Source organism: Rhizobacter sp. Root1238, from assembly GCF_001425825.1.
In the GTDB taxonomy this organism is placed as follows: domain Bacteria; phylum Pseudomonadota; class Gammaproteobacteria; order Burkholderiales; family Burkholderiaceae_C; genus Rhizobacter.
Window position 1 is genome coordinate 258,275 of the sequence record NZ_LMDM01000048.1, and the last position, 21,253, is coordinate 279,527.

General features: G+C 70.5%; 20 protein-coding genes, 1 tRNA gene and 1 pseudogene. 13 read left to right on the plus strand and 9 right to left on the minus strand.

Going from position 1 to position 21,253, the window contains the following annotated elements; genetic code table 11:
• Position 1: 1 nt before the first annotated feature.
• Entirely contained in the window at positions 2 to 838 is an 837-nt protein-coding gene (locus ASC98_RS26595) for an oxidoreductase (RefSeq protein ID WP_056808726.1), read from the minus strand.
• 125 nt (positions 839 to 963) lie between these two features.
• Here ASC98_RS26595 and ASC98_RS26600 point away from each other — a divergent pair, with 125 nt between their 5' ends.
• On the plus strand, positions 964 to 1,896 hold the full coding sequence (locus ASC98_RS26600) for an AraC family transcriptional regulator (RefSeq protein ID WP_056808725.1): 933 nt from the start codon (positions 964 to 966) through the stop codon (positions 1,894 to 1,896).
• A gap of 7 nt (positions 1,897 to 1,903) precedes the next feature.
• Here the strand turns inward: ASC98_RS26600 and ASC98_RS26605 are convergent, their stop codons facing one another.
• Complete coding sequence (locus ASC98_RS26605; protein WP_056808724.1) at positions 1,904 to 2,584, minus strand: TetR/AcrR family transcriptional regulator; 681 nt, start codon at positions 2,582 to 2,584, stop codon at positions 1,904 to 1,906.
• A gap of 103 nt (positions 2,585 to 2,687) precedes the next feature.
• Here ASC98_RS26605 and ASC98_RS26610 point away from each other — a divergent pair, with 103 nt between their 5' ends.
• Genes ASC98_RS26610 through ASC98_RS26630 form a run of 5 tightly spaced genes read left to right on the plus strand, consistent with a single transcriptional unit; the run spans position 2,688 to position 9,262 of the window.
• Complete coding sequence (locus ASC98_RS26610; RefSeq protein ID WP_056808723.1) at positions 2,688 to 3,695, plus strand: HlyD family efflux transporter periplasmic adaptor subunit; 1,008 nt, start codon at positions 2,688 to 2,690, stop codon at positions 3,693 to 3,695.
• Positions 3,692 to 5,482 carry an ATP-binding cassette domain-containing protein gene (locus ASC98_RS26615; protein WP_056808722.1) on the plus strand — a complete coding sequence of 597 codons (1,791 nt, stop codon included), beginning with the start codon at positions 3,692 to 3,694 and terminating at the stop codon, positions 5,480 to 5,482. Before ASC98_RS26610 ends, ASC98_RS26615 begins: the two co-directional genes overlap by 4 nt.
• Positions 5,479 to 6,642 carry an ABC transporter permease gene (locus ASC98_RS26620; protein WP_056808721.1) on the plus strand — a complete coding sequence of 388 codons (1,164 nt, stop codon included), beginning with the start codon at positions 5,479 to 5,481 and terminating at the stop codon, positions 6,640 to 6,642. The genes ASC98_RS26615 and ASC98_RS26620 overlap by 4 nt, the downstream gene beginning before the upstream one ends.
• A gap of 5 nt (positions 6,643 to 6,647) precedes the next feature.
• Positions 6,648 to 7,760: an ABC transporter permease gene (locus ASC98_RS26625; RefSeq protein ID WP_056808720.1), complete on the plus strand. Its 1,113-nt coding sequence runs from the start codon at positions 6,648 to 6,650 to the stop codon at positions 7,758 to 7,760.
• A 17-nt stretch (positions 7,761 to 7,777) separates the two neighbouring features.
• Positions 7,778 to 9,262 carry an efflux transporter outer membrane subunit gene (locus tag ASC98_RS26630; protein ID WP_056808719.1) on the plus strand — a complete coding sequence of 495 codons (1,485 nt, stop codon included), beginning with the start codon at positions 7,778 to 7,780 and terminating at the stop codon, positions 9,260 to 9,262.
• 21 nt (positions 9,263 to 9,283) lie between these two features.
• On the opposite strand, the gene ASC98_RS26635 is transcribed toward ASC98_RS26630, so the two are convergent.
• Together ASC98_RS26635 and ASC98_RS26640 are read right to left on the minus strand one after the other, a co-directional pair.
• Positions 9,284 to 9,586, minus strand: coding sequence for a hypothetical protein (locus ASC98_RS26635; protein ID WP_056808718.1), 303 nt, complete (start codon positions 9,584 to 9,586; stop codon positions 9,284 to 9,286).
• A 122-nt stretch (positions 9,587 to 9,708) separates the two neighbouring features.
• A complete protein-coding gene (locus tag ASC98_RS26640) occupies positions 9,709 to 10,599 on the minus strand; it encodes an AraC family transcriptional regulator (protein ID WP_056808717.1) in 891 nt (296 codons plus the stop codon).
• Between the two features lie 142 nt (positions 10,600 to 10,741).
• Between ASC98_RS26640 and ASC98_RS26645 the strand changes: the two genes are divergently transcribed.
• Positions 10,742 to 11,812, plus strand: a complete 1,071-nt coding sequence (locus ASC98_RS26645; protein ID WP_056808716.1) for an aldo/keto reductase — start codon at positions 10,742 to 10,744, stop codon at positions 11,810 to 11,812.
• Here the strand turns inward: ASC98_RS26645 and ASC98_RS29865 are convergent.
• Together ASC98_RS29865 and ASC98_RS26650 are read right to left on the minus strand one after the other, a co-directional pair.
• Positions 11,748 to 12,041: a hypothetical protein gene (locus ASC98_RS29865; RefSeq protein WP_056808715.1), complete on the minus strand. Its 294-nt coding sequence runs from the start codon at positions 12,039 to 12,041 to the stop codon at positions 11,748 to 11,750. The two genes, ASC98_RS26645 and ASC98_RS29865, sit on opposite strands and share 65 nt — an antisense overlap.
• 110 nt (positions 12,042 to 12,151) lie before the next feature.
• The gene (locus ASC98_RS26650) at positions 12,152 to 12,763 is read right to left on the minus strand and encodes a TetR family transcriptional regulator (protein ID WP_056808714.1); all 612 of its coding nucleotides are present in this window, start codon (positions 12,761 to 12,763) and stop codon (positions 12,152 to 12,154) included.
• 88 nt (positions 12,764 to 12,851) lie between these two features.
• Here ASC98_RS26650 and ASC98_RS26655 point away from each other — a divergent pair, with 88 nt between their 5' ends.
• From ASC98_RS26655 to ASC98_RS26665, 3 genes are all read left to right on the plus strand, one after another.
• On the plus strand, positions 12,852 to 13,103 hold the full coding sequence (locus ASC98_RS26655; RefSeq protein WP_056808713.1) for a hypothetical protein: 252 nt from the start codon (positions 12,852 to 12,854) through the stop codon (positions 13,101 to 13,103).
• 149 nt (positions 13,104 to 13,252) lie between these two features.
• Positions 13,253 to 14,143, plus strand: a complete 891-nt coding sequence (locus ASC98_RS26660) for an acetylhydrolase (RefSeq protein WP_157598267.1) — start codon at positions 13,253 to 13,255, stop codon at positions 14,141 to 14,143.
• Positions 14,144 to 14,163: 20 nt separating this feature from the next.
• Positions 14,164 to 14,541 carry a hypothetical protein gene (locus tag ASC98_RS26665; protein WP_200953109.1) on the plus strand — a complete coding sequence of 126 codons (378 nt, stop codon included), beginning with the start codon at positions 14,164 to 14,166 and terminating at the stop codon, positions 14,539 to 14,541.
• Positions 14,542 to 14,633: 92 nt separating this feature from the next.
• Here the strand turns inward: ASC98_RS26665 and ASC98_RS26670 are convergent, their stop codons facing one another.
• Positions 14,634 to 15,530: a LysR family transcriptional regulator gene (locus ASC98_RS26670; protein ID WP_056808711.1), complete on the minus strand. Its 897-nt coding sequence runs from the start codon at positions 15,528 to 15,530 to the stop codon at positions 14,634 to 14,636.
• Between the two features lie 196 nt (positions 15,531 to 15,726).
• Here ASC98_RS26670 and ASC98_RS26675 point away from each other — a divergent pair, with 196 nt between their 5' ends.
• Positions 15,727 to 16,890, plus strand: a complete 1,164-nt coding sequence (locus ASC98_RS26675; protein WP_056808710.1) for an epoxide hydrolase family protein — start codon at positions 15,727 to 15,729, stop codon at positions 16,888 to 16,890.
• A 48-nt stretch (positions 16,891 to 16,938) separates the two neighbouring features.
• Here ASC98_RS26675 and ASC98_RS26680 read toward each other — a convergent pair.
• Positions 16,939 to 17,940, minus strand: a pseudogene (locus ASC98_RS26680) (alpha/beta fold hydrolase).
• On the opposite strand from ASC98_RS26680, the gene ASC98_RS26685 reads away from it, so the two are divergent.
• Positions 17,939 to 19,492, plus strand: coding sequence for an Ig-like domain-containing protein (locus ASC98_RS26685; protein WP_157598266.1), 1,554 nt, complete (start codon positions 17,939 to 17,941; stop codon positions 19,490 to 19,492). The pseudogene ASC98_RS26680 and the gene ASC98_RS26685 overlap by 2 nt on opposite strands.
• A gap of 29 nt (positions 19,493 to 19,521) precedes the next feature.
• Here the strand turns inward: ASC98_RS26685 and ASC98_RS26690 are convergent.
• Positions 19,522 to 19,608 (minus strand) — tRNA-Leu (locus ASC98_RS26690).
• 95 nt (positions 19,609 to 19,703) lie between these two features.
• Between ASC98_RS26690 and ASC98_RS26695 the strand changes: the two genes are divergently transcribed.
• On the plus strand, positions 19,704 to 21,098 hold the full coding sequence (locus tag ASC98_RS26695) for a lyase family protein (RefSeq protein ID WP_056808708.1): 1,395 nt from the start codon (positions 19,704 to 19,706) through the stop codon (positions 21,096 to 21,098).
• Positions 21,099 to 21,253 lie beyond the last annotated feature (155 nt).

A 21,253-nucleotide genomic window follows, 5' to 3' on the forward strand; every position in this document is an offset into this window, starting at 1 on the left:
GTCAGGCCGTGTCGGTCGAGCGCGTCAGCGCTTCATGGCGGGCCAGGCTCGCCTGCATCGCCTCCAGCTGCGAGCGCACCAACCCGAGCGCATCGCTGCCCAGCAGCAGGTGCACCGGCGGTTCCGGCATCTCCAGCAGTGCGAGGATCGCCGACGCGGCCTTGTCCGGGTCGCCCGGCTGCCTGCCGCTCTTGTCGATGCGCGATTGCCGGATCGGATCGAACAACGCGTCGTAGTCGCCGATGGAACGCGCGCTGCGTTGCATCGAGCGGCCGGCCCAGTCGGTCCGGAACGAACCCGGCGCGACGGCTGTCACCGCGATGCCGAAGCCCTTCACCTCTTTCGCCAGCGTCTCGGAGATGCCTTCGAGCGCGAACTTGCTGCCGCAGTAGTACGCGATCCCGGGCATCGTGATGTAGCCGCCCATCGACGTGATGTTGACGATGTGGCCGCGCCGGCGCTGCCGCATGAAGGGCAGGAAGGCCTTGATCACCGCGACCGCGCCGAACACGTTCGCGTCGAACTGGTGGCGCATCTCGTCGAGGGACGATTCCTCGAGGATGCCCTCGTGGCCGTAGCCCGCGTTGTTGATCACGACGTCCACCGGCCCGATCTCCGCCTCGATGGCCGCGGCGAGTGGTGCAGCCGCGTCGAACTGCGTCACGTCGAGCAGCCTCGCATGCGCCTTGCCGTGGAATTGCCGTTCGAACTCGGTCGCCGCCTGCGCGCTGCGCACCGTTCCGACGACCCGGTGGCCGGCCTGCAGCGCAGCGTTGGCGAGGGCACGGCCGAAGCCGCTGCTGACGCCGGTGATGAAGAATGTCCTGGTGTTTTGCATGGGTGGATTCTGGAATCGGGCGGCCGGCGGAGCCAGCCGCAATCCTCTGCCATGCTTGCCTGTTCCTATGAGCAGGCCGCGGCTGCCGATGGCAGCTTCGACCTGGTTGATGCACAGTACGCTGCATGGGGATATCACGCCAGGCCCGCATGGTTGCGCTGTTGAAACGACTCGCCCCTCGCGAGGGCTACACGCTGACGGCCCTGCCGGACGTGCGCCTGCTGCGCTCCGATCGCCCGCTGGCCTCGACCCCGGTGCTGTACGAGCCCGGGATCGTCATCGTTTGCCAGGGGCGCAAGCGCGGCTACTGGGCCGAGCAGGTCTACCTCTACGATGCGCAGCACTACCTGGCGGTGTCGGTGCCGGTGCCGTTCACGATGGAGACCGACGCCAGCGCCGACGAGCCGCTGCTCGCGATCTACTTCAGCCTCGACCTCACCGTGCTGGCCGCCCTCGCGTTGCAGGTCGACGAACTCACCGCAAGCCCACGGTCCGCGCCGGTCGGCATGTTCTCGACGCCGATGGACGATGCGCTGGCAGGGACCGTCCTGCGCTTCCTCGAAGCGATGAGCTCGCCGGTGGAGTCCGTGCTGCTCGGGCCGGCGATCGTGCGCGAGATCTACTTCCGGGTTCTCACCGGAGAACAGGGGGCGTCGATGCGCGCCGCGCTGGCGAGCCAGGGCCAGTTCGGCAAGATTGCCAAGGCGGTGCGGCGCATCCACGCGTCGTTTGCCGAACGCCTGAGCGTCGACCGCCTGGCCCGCGAGGCAGGCATGAGCATCCCGACCTTCCACGCCCACTTCCGCACCGTCACGCAGAGCTCTCCGGTGCAGTACCTCAAGTCGGTGCGCCTTCACCAGGCACGCCTGCTGATGCTGCGAAACGAACTGACGGCGGCGGCGGCCAGCGTCGCGGTCGGCTACGAAAGCGCGTCGCAATTCAGCCGGGAGTTCAAGCGCTTCTTCGGGCTCAGCCCGCGCGCCGAGGTGGCGCGGCTGAAATCGAGCTTCGCGATGCCGCCGCCACCGCGCGAGCCGGCCTGGGTCACGTCGCACTGACCGGCCGTCACGGCGCCTTCTTCTTGCGGCGCGGCCGGTCCCGGTACTGCTGGCCCACCGCATGCAAGCCCGCCAGCGCGAACGCATGCAGGTGGGCCGCCAGATCGGCCGATGAACCGCTCAGCACCGGCCGGATCGGCCCCGGCAGGCCGTTGCCGGCCACGAGCAGCATCAGGCACGGCGCCGCCACGCTCACCATGCAGCGCAACAGCGCCGGGTCGCCGAGCGGGATGCCCGACACCTCGCTCAGCACGCCCTGCACCACGACCAGCTTCGGCTCGATCTCCGCATCCAGCAGCAGGCGGGCGTTCGACGTCGGCGCCAGCACCTCCCGCGCCAGCACGCGCGCAGGCCAGCCATGCTCGCCGGTCGTGGCGGCCAGCAAGGTGTCGATCAGCCGCGCCAGCTTGTCTGACGCCGGCAGGCCGCTGCCGGCGATGTCCTGCAGCGTGTCGAGCCGGATCAGCCGCCGATGGGCCTCGGCCAGCACGGCCTGGTACAGCCCGTTGCGGCTGCCGAAGTGGTAGTTGATCGACGCGACATCGGCGCCGGCGGCGGCGGCAATCGACTTGCTGGTCGTCTCGGCGAAACCGGTCGCCGCGAACAGCGGCCCCGCGGCTTCGAGGATGCGGGCGTAGGTCTGGTCGCCGTCGACCCGCGTGCTGCGACGTGGTGGCGTCTTCGTCATGGCGTCGGCTGCGGCCCTTGAAGCAGCATTGAATTTAGTCTAAATTGCATTTAAAGTAAGCCCGTTCCGGTCAGCCTGTTCCTCTTGCCGTGGCCACACGCCGATGAAGAAGCCGCTCATTCTCGTTGCCATTCTGGCCGTCGCGCTGCTGGCCGCCGGCCTGTGGTGGCGGCATCACCGCCCGGCGCGCGACAGCGGGGTGCTGGAGCTGCATGGCAACGTCGACATCCGGCAAGTCTCGCTCGCGTTCGACGGCAGCGGGCGCGTCGCCGAGCTGCGGGTCCAGGAAGGCGATCGCGTCCAGGCCGGCGCGGTGCTGGCGCGACTCGACGTCAGCACGCTGCGCCTGCAGGCCGACCAGGCCGAAGCGCAGATCGACGCGCAACAGCAGAACCTGCTGCGCCTGCAACGCGGCGCGCGCCCGGAAGAAGTCGCGCAGGCCCGCAGCCGCGCGACCGCCTCGCAGGTCGGCGCCGCGCGTGCCGAGCAGGAACTCGTGCGGCTGCAACAGGTCGCGGCGTCGACCGAGGGGCGCGGCGTCAGTGCGCAGGACCTGGATCGCGCCAAAGCCGCCGCGCAGGTGGCGCGGGCCCGGTCGAACGAACAGGCGCAAGCGCTGCAGCTGGTCGAACGCGGCGCCCGCCAGGAAGACGTGGCCGCCACCGCGGCGCAGTTGAAAGGCGCACGGGCCCAGCTGGCGCTGCTTCGACACCAGATCGACCTCGGCGAGTTGAAGGCGCCGGCCGATGCGGTGGTGCGCTCGCGCCTGCTCGAAGCCGGCGACATGGCGACGCCGCAGCGGCCGGTCTTCGCGCTGGCGCTCGGCGGTCCCAAGTGGGTGCGGGTCTACATCGGCGAGCCGGACCTCGGGCGGGTGCGCCCCGGCCAGCCCGCACGCGTGCTCACCGACAGCCAGCCGGGGCAGGCCCTGCAGGGGCAGGTGGCCTTCGTGTCGCCGATCGCGGAGTTCACGCCGAAATCGGTGCAGACCGAGGAGCTGCGCACCAGCCTGGTCTACGAAGTGCGCATCCGGATCGACGACAGCGCCGACGTGCTGCGCATGGGGCAGCCGGCGACCGTGCAGTTGTCGGTCGCCGCGACGCCGCCATGACCGACGGCCGCGTCACGGTGGCCGCCCAGGCCTTGCGCAAGACCTTCGCCGCGCCGGCGGGCGGCCGCATCGTCGCGGTCGACGGCCTGGCGCTGCAGGTGCACGCGGGGCAGCTCACCGCGCTGGTCGGGCCCGATGGCGCCGGCAAGACCACCTTGCTGCGCATGGTGGCCGGCCTGCTGACGCCCGATGCGGGAACGCTGCGCGTGCTCGACACCGACGTGGTCGCCGACCCGCAGTCGGTGCAGGACCGCGTGAGCTACATGCCGCAGCGCTTCGGCCTGTACGAAGACCTGAGCGTCCAGGAGAACCTCGACCTGTATGCCGACCTGCACGGCGTGCCGGCGGCGGTGCGCCGCGCGCGCTTCGCGCGCCTGCTGGCGATGACCGACCTCGCCCGCTTCACCGACCGCCCGGCCGGCCAGCTGTCGGGCGGCATGAAGCAGAAGCTCGGCCTGGCCTGCACGCTGGTCCGCTCGCCGCAGCTGCTGCTGCTCGACGAGCCGAGCGTCGGCGTCGATCCGCTGTCGCGGCGCGACCTGTGGCAGATCCTGCAGCAGCTGATCGACGAAGAACGGCTGAGCGTCGTCGTCAGCACGGCCTACCTGGACGAGGCCGAGCGCTGTGCCCAGGTGTTCGTGATCCACCAGGGGGTGGTGCTGGCCGAGGGGCCGCCGGATCGCCTGAAGGAGCGCGCGACGGGATTGACCTTCCTCGCGGCACCGCCCGCGGGCGTCGCTGCGCGCGACCTGCAGGCGCGCCTCATCGATGCGCGCGACCGTGTCGTCGATGCGGTGCCCGAAGGCGACGGCGTGCGCTTCATCCGCCAGCCCGGGGCCGACGCCGACGCCCTCGGCGACCTGCTGCAGGGGGCGCAGGTGCGAACGCGTCCGCACGAGCTGGAAGACGCCTTCATGATGATGCTGGCGGCGCAGGCGTCGTCGCCCGCCCGCCCGCGTGACGCCGCTGCGGTCGCGCCGCCTCCGGCGCTCGTCGAGCGGCCACCGGCACAGGCGCCAGGCCGGCAGGCGCCGGTGATCCAGGTGCGCGATCTCGTCCGCAGGTTCGGCGATTTCACCGCCGTCGCCAGCACCTCCTTCGAGGTCGGTCGCGGCGAGATCTTCGGACTGCTCGGCCCCAACGGTGCCGGCAAGACCACCACCTTCCGCATGCTGTGCGGCCTGCTGCCGGCCACCAGCGGCCAGCTGCAGGTGGCCGGCGTGGACCTGCGGCGCGCCCGCGCGCAGGCCCGCCAGCGCATCGGCTACGTGTCGCAGAAGTTCGCGCTGTACGGCAACCTCAGCGTGCGCGAGAACCTGGAGTTCTTCGCCGGCGCCTACGGCCTGCGCGGCCAGGCCCTGAGGCAGCGCGTGGCCACGCTGCTGGCCCAGTTCGGCCTCGACGCCGCCGCCCGCAGCGGCGACCTGCCCAACGGCTACAAGCAGCGCCTCGCGATGGCCGCAAGCCTGCTGCACGAGCCGGAGATCCTGTTCCTCGACGAACCCACCAGCGGCATCGACCCGCTGGCCCGGCGCGCGTTCTGGCGCACGATCACCGGGCTCGCCCAGCGCGCCGTCACCGTCGTCGTCACCACGCATTTCATGGAGGAGGCCGAGTACTGCGACCGCATCGCGATCCAGGACGCCGGCCGCGTGCTGGCCCTCGGCACGCCGCAGCAGGTGCGGGACCAGGCCGGTACCGGCCATGGCAGCGACATGAACGAGGCGTTCATCGCGATCGTCGAACAGGGCCGTCGACGGCAGGCGTCAAGCGCGGCGGCCGCATGAGCGCGCTCTCGACTCCGACGCCGGCAACGGGACGCAACGGCTTCCTGCGCCGCTTCACCGCGCTGCTGCGCAAGGAAGCGCGGCAGATGCTGCGCGACCGCAGCAACCTCGCGGTCGGCCTGCTGCTGCCGGTGATGCTGATCCTGCTGTTCGGCTACGGGCTGTCGTTCGACGTGAAGAACGTGCCGCTGGCCGTGGTGATGGAGGACAGCTCCCCGACGGCGCGCGATGTCGTCGCCGGCCTGAACGGCTCGCCGTACCTGTCGCCGGTCTGGATGACGAGCGCCCCGGCGGCCGAGCAACGCCTGCGCGACGGCCAGGTCCAGGCCATCCTGCGCGTGCCCGCCGACTTCTCGCGGCAACTCGCCGTCGGCCAGGCGCGGCTGCAGCTGGTGCTCAACGGGGTCGACTCCAACACCGCCGCGTCGGTCGAAGGCTACGTCGGTGGCGCCCTCGGCCAATCGGCGCTGCTGCAGGCCGCGCGCAGCGGTGCCAAGGCGACCGGCGGGCCGGGGAGCATCGAGCTGGTGCAGCGGATGTGGTTCAACGAGGCATCGACCAGCACCTGGTACCTCGTGCCGGGCCTGATCGTGCTGGTGATGACGCTGATCGGCGCCTTCCTGACCTCGCTGCTGATCGCCCGCGAGTGGGAACGCGGCACGCTGGAATCGCTGTTCGTCACGCCGGTCAGGCCGCTCGAGATCGTGCTGGCCAAGCTGGTGCCCTACCTGGTCGTCGGCGCAATCGACCTGGCGATGTGCCTGCTCGCGGCGCGCTACCTGTTCGAGGTGCCGATCCGCGGTTCGCTGGCGGTGATCGTCGCGTCCTCGATGCTGTACCTCACGGTCGCGCTGCTGCTCGGGCTGTTCATCTCGGGCGTCACCCGCAACCAGTTCGAGGCCAGCCAGATCGCGATGCTCGCGAGCTTCATGCCGGCGATGATGCTGTCGGGCTTCGTCTTCGACCTGCGCAACGTGCCGGTCGTCGTGCAGGTCATCAGCCAGCTGCTGCCGGCCACGCACTTCATGGGGCTCGTCAAGACGCTGTTCCTGGCCGGCGACAACCGGGCCATGATCCTGCGCGACGGTTCGATCCTGGCGGTCTACGCCATCGTGCTGCTGCTGGCCACGCGACGCCTGCTGCGCAAGACATTGGACTGAACACCATGCACGACTTCATCGCCGCGCTGGTGCGCATCGGCTTCCTGTGCCGCAAGGAGCTGCTGGCACTGCTGAAGGAGCCCAGCAGCCGGGTCATCCTGATCGCGCCGGCCTTGATGCAGGCCCTGCTCTTCGGCTATGGCGCCACCTACGACCTGACCCACGCGCCCTATGCGGTGCTGGACCCGAGCCGCGGCGCCACCGCCGCCGCGCTGCTGGACCGGCTGGACGGCACCGGCGTCTTCCAGCGCGACGCGGTGCTGGCCTCGAGCCGCGACATCGCCCGCGCGATCGACGACGACGGCGTGCTGCTGGTGCTCGTCTTCCCGTCGGACTTCGAGCAGAAGCTGGCCGCGGGCCAGGCGGCGCCGCTGCAGCTGATCCTCGACGGCCGCAATTCGTCGACCGCCGGCGCGGCGGCGGCGCAGGTCGGTGCCATCGTCGCGCAGATGAACCAGGCGCGCGGCGCCGCGGCCGCCGTCGGCATCGAGCGCCGTGCCTGGTACAACCCGAACCTCGAATCGCGGTGGAACATCATGCCGGGCCTGATCGCCGCGCTGAGCATGATGCAGACCCTGCTGGTGGCGGCGCTGTCGGTGGCCCGCGAACGCGAGCAAGGCACCTTCGATCAACTGCTGGTGACGCCGTTCACGCCGATGCAGCTGCTGGTCGGCAAGGCGCTGCCGTCGATGCTGGTCGGGCTGCTGCAGTCCACCCTGATCTTCGGGGTCCTGGTGTTCTGGTTCCGCATCCCGATGCAGGGCTCGGTCGCGCTGCTGTACCTGGGCCTGGTCACCTTCACGCTGGCGGCGGTGGGCATCGGGCTGTCGATCTCGGCGCTGTCGGTCAGCATGCAGCAGGCGATGCTCTACACCTTCCTGCTGATCATGCCGCTGATGCTGCTGTCGGGCCTGCTGACCCCGGTGCGCAACATGCCGCCGGTGCTGCAGATCGCCACCTATGCCAACCCGCTGCGCTTCGGCATGGACCTGGTGCGCCGCGTCTACCTCGAAGGCGCCGGCCTGCACGAGGTCGCGTTCGACTTCGTGCCGATGCTGGCCGTGGCCGCGGTGACGCTGCCGCTGGCGGCCTGGCTGTTCCGCAACCGCCTGTCCTGATCCTCGGAGGTCCTGCGATGTGTCCTGCTCCTGCGAGCTGCTGGCTGCCGTCGATCGCGCTGGTGCTGGCGCTGGTGCTGGCGGCTTGTGCCGACGCGCCGGTCCACGTCCCGCCCGAGACGCCGACACCGTCGGACTGGCGCCAATGGCGCAGCGGCGATGAAGCGCTCCATCCGCCGGTGGCCACCGACCAGGCCTGGCCGCTGGCCTGGTGGTCCGTGCTCGGCGACCCGGTGCTCGACGAACTGGAGCGACGCGCCGTGACCGCCAGCCCCGACCTGCGCACCGCGGCGCTTCGCTTCGCGCAGGCGCGCACCCAACGCGGCGCGGTCGAAGCGCAGGCGGGCCCGCAGCTGCGGGCCAATGCCGGCGTCGTTCGCCAGCGCCAGAGCGAGTTCGGTGCCGGCACACGGCTGCTGGACGCGATCGGCGGCGACCGGGACCACCTGGCCGGGGTGCTCGGCGAGCCCTTCACGCTGTACCAGGCCGGGTTCGATGCGTCGTGGGAGCTGGACCTGTGGGGCCGCGTCAGCCAGGCCGTCGACGCGGCGAACGCGGACGTCGCCACACAGGCCGCGCTGCTCGGCCTGGCCCGGCTGAGCCTGGCCAGCGACGTGGCCCGCCACTACCTGGACTTTCGCGCGGCGCAGCAGCAATCGCAGCTGCTGGGCGACGACATCGCGGCGCAGCAGCAGCGCATCGACCTGCTCGACGCGCGGGTCCGCGCCGGCGTGCTCGATGCGCTGGCGCTGGAACCGCTGCGTGCCGACCTCGCCGCGAGCCAGGGGCAAGGGCCGGCGCTGCTGGTGCAGCAGGCGGCCGCCGCCGGCCAGGTCGAGCTGCTGCTGGGCGAGCGCCCCGGCGCGCTCGGCGCGTTGCTTGCCACCCCGGCGCCGCCGGCGAGCGCCACGCTACCCGAGCTGGCACTCGGCCTGCCGTCGGCCGTGGCGCAACGCCGACCGGACATCCAGGCCGCCGAAGCCCGGCTGCGGCGCGCCACCGCGACCATCGGCGTCGCAAAAGCCGATCTCTACCCCACGATCCGGCTCGGCGCCAAGGTCGGCACCGAGTCCTACCTCGGCAGCGAATTCGCGAGCTGGGGCAGCCGCACCTGGTCGGTCGAGCCGACGCTGGACCTGCCGCTGTTCGACCGCGGGCGGCGCCTGCGGGTGGTGCAGTTGCGCGAACTCGAACAGCAGGAAGCCGCGGTGGCCTACCAGCGCACCGTGCTGCAGGCCTGGCACGAGATCGACGACGCGTTGAATGCCTACGCGGCCGAGCGCCAGCAGTGGCTGCAGCTGCAGGAGCGCGAGCGCAGCCTGCGGCAGGTCCATGCGCTGGCGACGGCCCGGTACCGCAGCGGCACCGTCGACCACATGTCGGTGCTCGACGGTCAGCGCGGCCTGCTGCAGGCCGGGCGCGAGCGGGTCGCCAGCGAAGACCGGTTGAAGCTGCGCTTCGTCGCGCTCAACAAGGCGATTGCCGCGGTGCCGGTCGACTGACGCCCCGTCCCGTCGCGCCGCTCAGCCGGCGTTGCGCTTGCGCGTGGCGGCGGCCTTCTTCGCCGACGCCGACCGTTCGGCCGCGGTGCGGCTGGCCGCCGCTGCGCCGCCGAGCCGCCCGCCCTTGCGCGCCGGCTCGTGGTTCTCGGGCTCGCCACGGCCGGAGCCGGATTTCTTGCCGCCACCGGTCTCCTTGTTGACCGTGGCCCAGGCCCGGCGCTCGGCCTCGTCCTTCGCGACGCCGCGCTGCTCGTAGCCCTTCTCGATGTGCGCGGCCTCGCGCTTCTGCTTGTCGGTGTACGACGACTTGTCGCCTCTGGGCATGATCGCTCCTTGAAGTCCAGGCACCCACCATGGCGCCTGCGAGCGACTCCGTCAGCCGGACGATGCAGCGAGCGCGTGTCGGTCGATTCGCACACGCCACGATCGCACCGCGTGGGCACCGCCTAGGCGGCGCCCGACCGCAGGCGCTGCGCGTCTTTCGCCGGCGGCATGCCGAACACGCGGCCGTAGTCGCGGCTGAACTGCGACGGGCTCTCGTAGCCGACCTGGAAGCCCGCGCTCGCTGCGTCCATCGCCTCGGCCACCATCATCCGGCGCGCCTCCTGCAGGCGCAGCTGGGTGCGGAACGCCAGCGGGCTCATCGAGGTCACGGCCTTGAAGTGGGCGTGGAAGCTCGAACGGCTCATGCCCGCGACCGCAGCCACCTCGTCGATGGTCCAGGCTTGTGCATAGCGCCCGCGGATCCACGCGATGGCCCGCGCGATCTGGTTCAGGTGGCTGTCGGCCTGCGCCATGTGGCGCACCAGGCTGTTGCCCGGCCCGGTCAGCAGCCGGTACAGGATCTCGCGCTGCACCAGCGGCGCCAGCTCGGCGATGTCCTGCGGCGCGTCCAGCAGCGCGGCCAGGCGCACCGCGGCACCCAGCAGCTCGGGCGTCGTCTGGTTGAGGGCGATGCCACGCGGCGACAGGCCGCTGCCGGCCTCGGGCAGCGGGTGGCGCAGCGCCAGTTCGCCCAGGCGGGCCATGTCGAGGTCGAGCACCAGGCACAGGTAGGGCCTGGCCACGCTGGCCTCGATCACCGTGCCCACCACCGGCAGGTCGACCGACGCGACGAGGTGCTGCGCCGCGTCGTACACGTAGCGGGTGGCACCGAGCATCGCGCGCTTGCGCCCCTGCGCGACCAGGCACAGCGTGGGCTCGTAGACCACCGGCATCGGCATCGTCGGGGCCGAGCTGCGGACCAGGCTCACACCCGGGATGGCGGTCGCGTGCACGCCGTCGGTGATGGTGTGGCGGTCCAGCAGGTCGACCAGCATGGCGGGGTGCGAAGGCATGGCGGCCATTGTCAGCCCGTGGCGGCCCACCGTCGCCGCGGGCTGGACGATCGTGCAAGAACGGCGGACGAAGCGTCTACAGGCTGCAGGCGGGCCGCGACCAGAATCCTTTCCAGACAACTTGCCTCGAAAGGACTTCTCGATGAGCACCGCCCTCGCACTCGACCACTACCGCCTGCTCGGACGATCGGGCATGCGCGTATCGCCCATGGCCCTGGGCACGATGACCTTCGGCACCGACTGGGGCTGGGGCGCCGACGGTGCCGAAGCCGGTCGCATCTTCGACCTGTACGTCGACCGCGGCGGCAACTTCATCGACACCTCGGTCAACTACACAGGGGGTGCGTCCGAGCGCATCCTGGGCGGCCTGATGCAGGGGCGGCGCGACCGGCTGGTGCTGGCCACCAAGTTCACGATGGCCCGCGACCCGGCCGATCCGAACTCCGGCGGCAACCACCGCATGAACCTGCTGCGTTCGGTGGAGGCCAGCCTGCGCCAGCTCGCCACCGACCGCATCGAACTGCTCTACCTGCATGCCTGGGACTTCACCACCTCGCCCGACGAAGTGATGCGCGGGCTCGACGACCTGGTGCGTTCCGGCAAGGTGCTCTACATCGGCATCTGCAACACGCCGGCATGGCAGGTTGCGCGCCTGCAGACGCTGGCCGACCTGCGCGGCTGGGCACCGCTGGTGGCGCTGCAGATCGAATACAGCCTGGTCGAGCGCACCGTGGAGCACGAGCTGATCCCGATGGCCGCCGAGCTGGGCCTGGGCGTGCTGCCGTGGTCGCCGCTGGGCGGCGGCCTGCTGGCCGGCAAGTACACCCGCAGCGACCTGGCGCAGCAGGCCGAGGCCGGGGTGTCGGCCTCGCGCAAGGGCGTGATCGCGTCGTCGGGCCACATGACCGAACGGGCGCTGGACATCGCCGACGCGGTGCAGGAGGTGGCTCGCGAGGTCGGCGCCAGCGCGTCGCAGGTGGCCATCGCGTGGACGCTGGCCAACCCGGCCGTGACGGCGCCGGTGATGGGGGCGCGCACCGTGGCACAGGCGCTGGACAACATCGGCGCGCTCGGCCTGCAACTGACTGCGGCGCAGCGGTCCCGGCTCGACGACGCCAGCGCCATCGCCCCGATCTTCCCGGCGCGCTTCATCGACATGCCGATGCCGCAGCGCCTGATCTTCGGCGACGCGAAGGTCCGGCGCCGCGCGTGAGCGGCCGGCGTGTTCCCGTCAGGCCAGCGTCACCGTGCCGCCCGCCGAGAACGTGCACGTCGTGCCGGGCCGCGCCGCCTTCCAGCACCGGCGTGGCCAGTCGCAGCGAGACGTCGAACGAGTTGGTGACGACCGTCAGCCCGCGCAGCGACGCCAGCTCTTCGGCCAGCAGCGACACCGTGCTGCCGGCATCGATGAACAGCGTCGCATTTTGGGTCCATCGCTTCATAGGGTGTGCGCCACATGATCGAATGCCTCCAACCGGCGGCAGACCGTGCGAGCGGCATGACGGGACATGGTGAACCTGACGATGGGAAGCGTGGACGACTGAGAGGCGCCTCAGAGCTCTGACTTCAGGCCCTCGAAGGTCTCGCGCAGCAGCTTCGCCATCGGCCTGCGCGGACCGGGCTGCTCGTTCCAGGTCTGGGTCGTCACGCGCATCGCCCCCATCGACACCATCGCCACCATGCGCAGTGCCGTGCGGCGCTCCGGCTGGCGCCACACCTCGCACAGGTGCGCGAACAGCACCTGCTCCTGCTCCGCATAGAAGGCCTGCTTGCGCGATTGCAGCGTCGCACTCGAGCGCATCAGCGTGTCGATGGCCACCATCTCCTCGGTGGTGTAACGCGCCATGTACTTCACCATGATGTCGCGCACCGCCTCCAGCGGAGACACGTCCGGCGAGGTCTTCAGCAGGTCGTCGTACATGGCCCGCCAGTGCGCGTCTTGCGAGAACAGCAGGATGTCGTCCTTCGACTTGAAGTACGAGAAGAACGTGCGCCGGGAGATGCCGGATTCGGCCGCGATCACGTCGAGCGTCGTGCCGTCGAAGCCATCGGCGAGGAACAGGCGCAACGCCGTCTCGGCGATGCGCTGGCGGGTCTCGCGACGCTTGCGGTCCCGCAAACCTTCGGCGGACGCGTCATCGGTGGGACGGGAATTTGCGGACATGGGAAGTCTCTTGCGTTTTCGCACCGGGTGCATCAATAATTGCACTCAGTGCATGTTTTATGCATTCAGATTCTACCGACGAGGACCCATGGCGCACTGGACAGCTTCCGACATCCCTTCGCAGAGAGGCCGCACCGCGGTCGCGGCACGCGGCGCGCTGCCCACGCTCTTCGCGGCCACGGCGCCACAGGCCGAAGGCGGCTTCTACTACGGGCCCGACCGGCTCGGCGAGACGCGCGGCCACCCGGCAGCGGCCCGGATCCCGATCCAGGCGCTGGACAGGAAGGATGCGCAGCGGCTGTGGGACGAATCGGCCCGGCTCACCGGAGTGCGCTTTTGAACGCGGGTCTCGCAAGCCCGGCGAACCCGGCAAGCCCGGCGAACCCGCAGCGCCGCCGCTTCAATGCGCTGCTGCTCGCAGCCGCACTGCCACTCCCACTGTCGCTGCCGAACCCGGCACGCAGCCAGCCTGCGACGCCGCCGTATCGGATGCTCGACTTCGACTGGATCGACGCCGCCCGATCGCGCCCCGTGCCATCGCGCCTGTACTGGCCGGCGGACCTGCCGACACAGGCGCAGGTTCCGCTGGTCGTGTTCTCGCACGGCATCGGCGGTTCGCGGCAGGGCTACAGCTACCTCGGCCGGCACTGGTCGTCCCACGGCGTTGCCAGCCTGCACGTGCAGCATGCGGGCAGCGACGCCGCCGTCTGGCGCGGCAACCCGTTCGGCATCGTCGGCCGGCTGCAGGCTGCGGCACAGGAAAGCGAAGCGATCGCGCGGGCTGCCGACGTGCGCTTCGCGCTCGACCGGATGCTCTCGGACGAAGCCGGCGCCCTCGGTGCCGCCGTGGACCGCCGACGCCTTGTCGCGGCCGGTCATTCGTACGGTGCGAACACCACGCTGCTGACGGTGGGCGCGCAGGTGGTCCGACAAGGCCGCACGGTCCATTGCCAGGACAGCCGCTTCTCGGCGGCCATCGTCATCTCGGCGCCGCCGTTCTACGGCGAGACCGACCTCGCGGCGGTCCTCGCCCCGGTGTCGGTGCCCACCGTCCACGTGACCGCCACCGACGACGTCATCGAGATCCCCGGGTACCGCTCGGGCGCGAAGGATCGACTGGCCGTGTTCGACGCCATCGGCGATCCGCGAAAGCTGCTCGCCGTCTTCCGCGGCGGCTCTCACAGCATCTTCACCGACCGGCCCCTCACGGGCGGCACTTCACTGAACCCCCAGGTGAAGGCTGCCACCGCCGAGCTCGCCATCGCATTCCTCGACCTGGCCTTCGGTGGCGACGACACCGCCCTCACGCGATGGCGCGCCGACTGGCGAGCCATCCTGGCGCAGGAGCCGGGAGCCGGGTTCCCTCGCACCGCATCGTGACGCCCCTTCCTGGAGACCCCATGACCTTGAGCAAGTACCTCGTCTACGCCAGCTATGGCTGGCTCGCACTGAGCGGCACGCTGCACTTCCTGATCGACGTGGTGTCGCACGCAGTGCGCGGCAAGCACCCGCCGGGCCCGGAGACGACGCTCTACTACGGTTTGAACACCGCGTTCTCGCTGGGCCAGGTGGCCTTCGGAGCCCTCGGCCTGTACCTCGCATGGCGCGCCATGGAGATCGTGACCGAGCCCGCCGTGCTGGTCCTCACGCTGCTGGCAGGGCTGGGGTGGTTGGCGATCACCTTCCTGTCGATGAGCTACTGGGAGCCGAAGGTCAACGTCGGCATCTTCTGCGCGCTCGCACTGGCCGTCCTGGTGACGCACATCGCGCCGGGATGAGCTGCGCCGCCGGTTCTCCGGTGGTCGATGGTGGGCGTCCGCTTTCGGCTCCCGATGCTGGTGCCTGGAGCGTCCGGTGGTCGCCTCGCGCTTCATCGCCAGTGGGCCTGTTCCGCTTCGAGGTGTCTGGCAACGGCATCGATGAAGGCGCGCGACTTGGCCGCCAGCGTTTTACGACTCGTGTAGACCGCGTGGACATCGACCACCTCTGACGTGAAGTCGGGCAGCAGTCGCACCAGTTCGCCGCGGCGGACGGCGGGCGCCGCGAGAAAGTCCGGCAAGCGCCCGACCCCGCAGCCGTTCGCCAGCAGGGGCAGCAGCGCCGCAACGTCGGGAATGACCGTGCGCGGCGCGACGGCGATGTCGATCGGCTCGCCCGTCGGCGCGGTGTAGCGCCAGTGCGCCAACTGGTTGACGCGCGAGACAAGCCGATGGCCCTCCAGATCGCCGGGGTGCGCGGGCTGGCCGCGCTCCTTGAGGTAGGCCGGGCTCGCGCACGTCCACAACGCCATGCTCGCCAGGCGACGCGCCACGAGCTCGGAGTCGGGCAACGCGCCGACACGGATCGCCAGGTCCGCCTCCGCGGCCGCCAGGTCGATGCGTCGGTTGTCGACATCGAGCACCACCTGCAGCTGCGGGTGCCGCTTGATGAAGTCGGCCAGCATCGGCGACAGCAGGCCGGCTGCGAACGCGAACGGCGCGTTCACCTTGAGGGTGCCCTTCGGAACCTCCGAAAGGTCGTCCAGCGAAGCCTGCGCCTCGGCGGCTGCGTTGAGCATCCTCACTGCATGCGGGTGCAGCACGTTGCCCGCATCGGTCAGCCGGATGCGACGACCGCTGCGATCGAGCAGCGCGGCACCGACGTCGCCCTCCAGCCGCGTCAACGCACGGCTGATCGACGACTTCGGCAGCCCGGTGAAGCGTGCCGCGGACGACAACGATCCGGAGTCGACTACCCGGACGAAGATGCGCAAGTCGGAGAGTTCCATGCCTGAAATCGTTCCACAACTGGAACGAATCGTCCAGCCCGCGTGCCTATCGACGGCATCGCTGGATGCCTAGGATCGCGCTGTCATCGATTCAGGGAACCGACATGGAACGTGTTGTCGCAGTCGCCGGAACCACCGGGCGGCGAGAACCGGAACGTCGACCTGACCTGCTCGCCAACCTGCTGAGGAACCCTGCATGACCGCTCACGACATTCGCCGCTACACGATCGCCGTTCCACAGGAGCAGCTCGACGACCTGCGTGCGCGCCTGGCCCGTACCCGCTTTCCGGACAGCGAGACCGTCCCCGACGTGTCGCAAGGCGTGCCGCTCGCGCGCCTGCGCGCGCTCTGCGACCACTGGCGCACGGCTTACGACTGGCGCCGAGTCGAGCGCCTGCTCGATGGCTTCGGGCAGTTCGTGGCCTGCATCGAGGGTCTCGACATCCACTTCCTGCATGCGAGGTCGTCCGACCCGGACGCCCTGCCGCTGCTGATGTGCCACGGCTGGCCCGGTTCGGTGCTCGAATTCCAGAAGCTGATCGGCCCGCTGACCGCTCCCGCGGCGCATGGCGCACCCGGTGCGCAGGCCTTCCATGTCATCGCGCCGGCGATGCCCGGCTTCGGCTTCTCGGGCAAGCCGACCGCGCCGGGCTGGGGCCTCCCGCGCATCGCCGACGCCTGGATCGAGCTGATGTCGCGCCTCGACTACGGCACGCGCTGGGGCATGCAGGGCGGCGACATCGGTGCAGGCGTCTGCGACGCCATCGCCCGGAAGAAGCCGGCGGGGCTGGTCGGCATGCACCTGAACTTCGCGATGTTCATGACGACGCCCGACGAAGCAGCAGCGGCCACGCCCGAAGAAAAAGAGATGCTCAGGAGCGCGGGCCATTTCTGGGATCGGCTCTCCGGCTACGCGAAGGTGCAATCGACGCGGCCGCAGACGATCGGCTACGCGCTCGCCGATTCCCCAGCCGGCCTGGCCGCCTGGATCTACGCGATGTTCCAGGACACCGGCGGCACGCCAGGCGACGCCGAAGCGACCTTCTCGAAGGATGAGATCCTCGATGAGGTGATGATGTACTGGCTGACGAACTCCGCGGCATCGTCGGCCCGCCTGTATTGGGAAATGGCGCGTGCAGGCGGCCCAGCGGGGGGCCAGCCGGCCGGCCCCATCTCCGTGCCCAGCGGCTTCACGATGTTGCCGAACGAGCATGTGCGCAAGTCACGTCGCTGGATCGAACGACGGTACGCGAGCGTCGTCCATTTCAACGAGGGCACGGCGGGCGGACACTTCGCCGCGTTGGAGCAGCCGGAGATTCTCGCGGCGGACATTCGAAGCACTTTCGGGCGAGTCGCCTGATCCTGGAGCGTCTGGCCTGCTGCGACAGTTGCTTCCTGGCGTTGACGGCTAGCCGGCGGGCGACCCGAAGAAGCCAGCGAGCGCGCCGGCCAGTTCGTCGGGCGCCTCTTCGGCCATGTGGTGGCCGCAGTCGACGGGCCCCCCACGCACGTCCTTCGCCCACGTCGCCCAGATCGCACGGGGATCGCCGTGCAGCTCGGCCAGGTCGTCGCGACCCGACCACAGGCACAGCAGCGGGCACCGCACCAGGCGGCCCGCCGCCCGGTCCTCGGTCTCGAGCCGCCGGTCGATGCCGGGGCCGGCGCGGTAGTCCTCGAGCATGGCCCGCACGGTCGCCGGGTCGCGCGTCGCGGCCAGGTAGTCGGCCCACGCCTCGTCGCACCCCATCAGCGCGCGCTTCGTGTCGTTGCTGCCGTACCAGGCGTCGGGATCCGCGAGGATCGCCCGCTCCGGCTTGTCCGGTTGCAGGAAGAAGAACCAGTGCCACCACGCGCTGGCGAACCGGTCGTCGCAGCGTTCCAGGTGCTCGACGACGGGCAGCGAATCGAGGATCGCGAGGCGCCGCACCCGGTCCGGGACATCCAGCGCCAGCCGCAAGGCCACCAAGCCGCCGCGGTCGTGCCCGACCACGCCGTACTCGCGGTGTCCAAGGCGTTCCATCAAGCCGGCGCAATCGGCGGCCATCGCGCGCTTGCTCGCCTAGGCATGGTCCGGTTGCGGCGCCGGCTTCGTCGACTGCCCGTAGCCTCGCAGGTCGGGACACACCACCGCGAAGCGCTTGTCCAGCAGCTTCGCGACCCGATGCCAGGTGGCGTGGGTGCGCGGGTGCCCATGCAGCAGCAGCAACGCCGGGCCGTGTCCACCGTGCCGGACACGCAGCGTCACGTCGCCGACGTCGATGAACTCGAGTTTGAAGCCGTCGAACATCCAGTTCTCCCGGGTGATGTCAATGGCACGCCGACCACGCGCCGCGAGTGCCTGCTCATCCTCAACCTGGAGGTTGCCGCCCGCCTGCGGTGCCCGCAGCATCCAGCGCTTTGGACCGCGCATGCCCAATCAACCAAGTCTTGCAACTGCCCTCTTCCTCGCGCTCGGCGCCCTCCACGGCCACGCCTCCGCCGGTGGGGCAAACGACGCGCCCACCTTCACCGAAGCCCGCCGCGCCGTCCATGCCGGCAGCAGCATCGCGTTCACGCCGGTGGTGCAGGACCCGGACTGGTGGGACCGCCACCACCACTTCGAGCTGCTGTCGGCCCCCGTGAGCGGCTCGGCCTCGGTCACGGCCGACGGCCGGCAGCTGCTGTACGCCGCCCCCGCGACGCGAGGTGCCGACAATTTCGCGTACCGCGCGAAGGACCACCGCGGCCTCGGCGTCGATGGCGTCGCGCGGCTGGTGGTGTACGACGACGCGATGCTGGCCACCTGCCGGCAGAACAGCACCGTCACGCCGGCAGGCGTGCTGGCCACCCGCACCAAGTCGAACGGCTGCGCGTTCTACGGCCAGACCACCACCCGCACCACCGCGAACGGCACGCCGGTGACGATGGACTACTTCGTCAACTGGCCGTCCAGCGGCACCGCGCCGAAGGCGGTCGTGGTGCTGCTCGGCGGCGGCGACTTCAACATGGCGATCCGCGGCGACCTGGCCACCGGCATCGGCGACATCACCGGCGGCGCCAACAACTTCGTCGTGCGCACCGCGCAGCTGTTCGCCGACGCCGGCTACCTGACGGTGGCGCTGGACCGGCCGGAACCCGGGCCGCTGGTACCGCCGGGGTCGACCGATATCGTCACCGCCACCGACCTGTACCGCGTGTCGGTGGACCATTCGGTCGACATCCTCGCGGTGCTGAAGTCGCTCGACCCGCGCGGACTGCCGGTGTTCCTGGTCGGCACCAGCCGCGGCTCGATGTCGGTGATCGCGCAGAACCGCATCGCGACCGGCATCTCCACGTCGAGCAGCGCCACCCGCGACGCCGGCGACCAGGGGCGCCACCTCTACGTGGGCCGGCCCGACACGCCGAACCTGCTGCCGACCTTCGTGCAGCGGCCGACGCACGTGCTGTGGCATGCGCAGGACGCCTGCTTCGGATCGTGGCCGACCGGATCGCGCGCGCTGTACGACAGCCTGGTGGCGGCCGGCGTCGATACGGCGTTCCACATCGCCACCGGCGGCGTGCAGGTCACGGCACCGGGCAACGGCTCGACACCCGACGTCTGCGGGCCGCTGAGCGCCCACGGCTACCTGGGCATCGAGAACGACACGATCGGGCAGCTGACCGCGTGGCTCGACGCACGCATCGCCGCACTGGGGCACAACAGGCTGCCGCGTGCCGCGTTCGCCGACGTCGCCACGCCCGCCGACACGCCGCGGCGCATCCACCTGTCGGCCCTGGCCCACGACCGCGACGGCTTCGGCCTGGCCTTCGAGTTGCCCGGCAGCGCGACGAGCCTGGGCGGGCAGGCGGTGCTGAATGGCCGCACCGTGACGTACACGCCGCCGGCGGGCGTGACGAGCGGGATCGACTACTTCGTGTATGTCGCGACCGACCGGCGAGGCGGCGTCGCGGCGGCCGTGGTGTCGGTGAAGATCGGGGGCTGAGGTTCGAGCGCGCGACGCGAGCGCGTCGGTGGTGCCGGCGGCGGGACTTGAACCCGCATCTCCGTGAAGAGGAGGGATTTTAAGTCCCTTGCGTATACCGATTTCGCCACGCCGGCAGCGGGCACGTCAGGCGCTGGATTATCAATGCATGCGTCGCGGTCGGGCCACCTCGGCCATGATCCAAGCCTCCCCTCCTCCTGCGACACGCCCCATGCCCGCGACCCGCCTCGAACACGACAGCCTCGGCGACATCGCCGTCCCCGCCGACGCCCTCTACGGCGCGCAGACCCAGCGCGCGGTGCTGAACTTCCCCGTCAGCGGCGGCCGGCTGCCGGCAGCCTTCATCCGGGCGCTGATCCAGCTGAAGCTCGCGGCGGCCCGCGCCAATGCGCGCCTTGGCACGGTCGAGCCCGACACCGCGCAGGCGATCGAGGCGGCCTGCCGCGAGCTGCTCGACAGCGACTTCATGCAGCACTTTCCGCTCGACGTGTTCCAGACCGGCTCGGGCACCAGCTCCAACATGAACGCCAACGAGGTGATCGCGACCCTCGCGACGCGCCGCCTCGGCCGCCCGGTCTCGGCGAACGACCACGTCAACCACGGCCAGAGCAGCAACGACGTGATCCCGAGCGCGATCCACCTCAGCGCCGGCGTCGTGCTGGCCGAACAACTGCTGCCCGCGCTGCACCACCTGTCGAAGGTGACGCGCGACAAGGCGCGCAGCGTGCACCAGCACGTGAAGACCGGCCGCACCCACCTGATGGACGCGATGCCGGTGCGGCTGAGCCAGGCGCTCGGCGGCTGGGCCTCGCAGGTCGATGCGCAGATCGCGCGGCTCGAGGCGCTGCGGGCCGACCTGGCGCAGCTCGCGCTCGGCGGCACCGCCGTCGGCACCGGCGTCAATGCGCACCCGGATTTCGCGCGGCTCGCCTGCGAGGAACTGACCGGGCTCGTGCGCCAGGTGTTCCGCCCGGGCGACGACTACTTCGCGCTGATGGGCGCGCAGGACACCGCGCTCGCCGTCTCGGGCCAGCTGAAGGGCCTGGCCGCCAGCCTGATGAAGATCGCCAACGACCTGCGCTGGATGAACTCCGGCCCGCTGGCCGGGCTCGGCGAGATCGAGCTCGAAGCGCTGCAGCCCGGCTCGTCGATCATGCCGGGCAAGGTCAACCCGGTGATCCCCGAGGCCACCACGATGGTCGCGGCACAGGTGATCGGCAACGACACCGCGATCACGATCGCCGGCCAGTCCGGCAACTTCGAGTTGAACGTGATGCTGCCGCTGGTCGCGCGCAACCTGGTCGAGAGCCTGGAGCTGTTGGCCAACGTCAGCCGGCTGCTGGCCGACAAGGCGATCGCCGGCTTCACCGTGAGGGGCGATCGTTTGCGCGATGCGCTGTCGCGCAACCCGATCCTGGTGACCGCGCTGAACCCGCTGATCGGCTACGCGCGCGCCGCCGAGATCGCGAAGCAGGCCTACCGCGAAGGCCGGCCGATCATCGATGTGGCCGACGAGCAGACCACGCTCGGCCGCGCCGAGCTCGAGCGGCTGCTCGACCCGTCACGCCTGGCCGATGGCGAGGGCGAAGGCGGCGGTGGCGGATGAGCGCCGCGGCGCTCACATGCGGAAACACTCATGCATCGAAAAACGGCATGTCGTCCTACAGATTGGGCCTATGGGCGGCGATAGAGTATCGACCACGGAGCCGCAGTTACCTCCTCCCTCCTCCCAATGACACTGCGGCTTCTTCAGGCGGATGG

What these genes read in the sequence shown, in the direction of transcription:
- ASC98_RS26595 (WP_056808726.1), bottom strand. Translation starts at nt 838, where the DNA reads ATGCAAAACACCAGGACATTCTTCATCACCGGCGTCAGCAGCGGCTTC.
- ASC98_RS26600 (WP_056808725.1), top strand. Translation starts at nt 964, where the DNA reads ATGGGGATATCACGCCAGGCCCGCATGGTTGCGCTGTTGAAACGACTC.
- ASC98_RS26605 (WP_056808724.1), bottom strand. Translation starts at nt 2,584, where the DNA reads ATGACGAAGACGCCACCACGTCGCAGCACGCGGGTCGACGGCGACCAG.
- ASC98_RS26610 (WP_056808723.1), top strand. Translation starts at nt 2,688, where the DNA reads ATGAAGAAGCCGCTCATTCTCGTTGCCATTCTGGCCGTCGCGCTGCTG.
- ASC98_RS26615 (WP_056808722.1), top strand. Translation starts at nt 3,692, where the DNA reads ATGACCGACGGCCGCGTCACGGTGGCCGCCCAGGCCTTGCGCAAGACC.
- ASC98_RS26620 (WP_056808721.1), top strand. Translation starts at nt 5,479, where the DNA reads ATGAGCGCGCTCTCGACTCCGACGCCGGCAACGGGACGCAACGGCTTC.
- ASC98_RS26625 (WP_056808720.1), top strand. Translation starts at nt 6,648, where the DNA reads ATGCACGACTTCATCGCCGCGCTGGTGCGCATCGGCTTCCTGTGCCGC.
- ASC98_RS26630 (WP_056808719.1), top strand. Translation starts at nt 7,778, where the DNA reads ATGTGTCCTGCTCCTGCGAGCTGCTGGCTGCCGTCGATCGCGCTGGTG.
- ASC98_RS26635 (WP_056808718.1), bottom strand. Translation starts at nt 9,586, where the DNA reads ATGCCCAGAGGCGACAAGTCGTCGTACACCGACAAGCAGAAGCGCGAG.
- ASC98_RS26640 (WP_056808717.1), bottom strand. Translation starts at nt 10,599, where the DNA reads ATGCCTTCGCACCCCGCCATGCTGGTCGACCTGCTGGACCGCCACACC.
- ASC98_RS26645 (WP_056808716.1), top strand. Translation starts at nt 10,742, where the DNA reads ATGAGCACCGCCCTCGCACTCGACCACTACCGCCTGCTCGGACGATCG.
- ASC98_RS29865 (WP_056808715.1), bottom strand. Translation starts at nt 12,041, where the DNA reads ATGAAGCGATGGACCCAAAATGCGACGCTGTTCATCGATGCCGGCAGC.
- ASC98_RS26650 (WP_056808714.1), bottom strand. Translation starts at nt 12,763, where the DNA reads ATGTCCGCAAATTCCCGTCCCACCGATGACGCGTCCGCCGAAGGTTTG.
- ASC98_RS26655 (WP_056808713.1), top strand. Translation starts at nt 12,852, where the DNA reads ATGGCGCACTGGACAGCTTCCGACATCCCTTCGCAGAGAGGCCGCACC.
- ASC98_RS26660 (WP_157598267.1), top strand. Translation starts at nt 13,253, where the DNA reads ATGCTCGACTTCGACTGGATCGACGCCGCCCGATCGCGCCCCGTGCCA.
- ASC98_RS26665 (WP_200953109.1), top strand. Translation starts at nt 14,164, where the DNA reads ATGACCTTGAGCAAGTACCTCGTCTACGCCAGCTATGGCTGGCTCGCA.
- ASC98_RS26670 (WP_056808711.1), bottom strand. Translation starts at nt 15,530, where the DNA reads ATGGAACTCTCCGACTTGCGCATCTTCGTCCGGGTAGTCGACTCCGGA.
- ASC98_RS26675 (WP_056808710.1), top strand. Translation starts at nt 15,727, where the DNA reads ATGACCGCTCACGACATTCGCCGCTACACGATCGCCGTTCCACAGGAG.
- ASC98_RS26685 (WP_157598266.1), top strand. Translation starts at nt 17,939, where the DNA reads ATGCCCAATCAACCAAGTCTTGCAACTGCCCTCTTCCTCGCGCTCGGC.
- ASC98_RS26695 (WP_056808708.1), top strand. Translation starts at nt 19,704, where the DNA reads ATGCCCGCGACCCGCCTCGAACACGACAGCCTCGGCGACATCGCCGTC.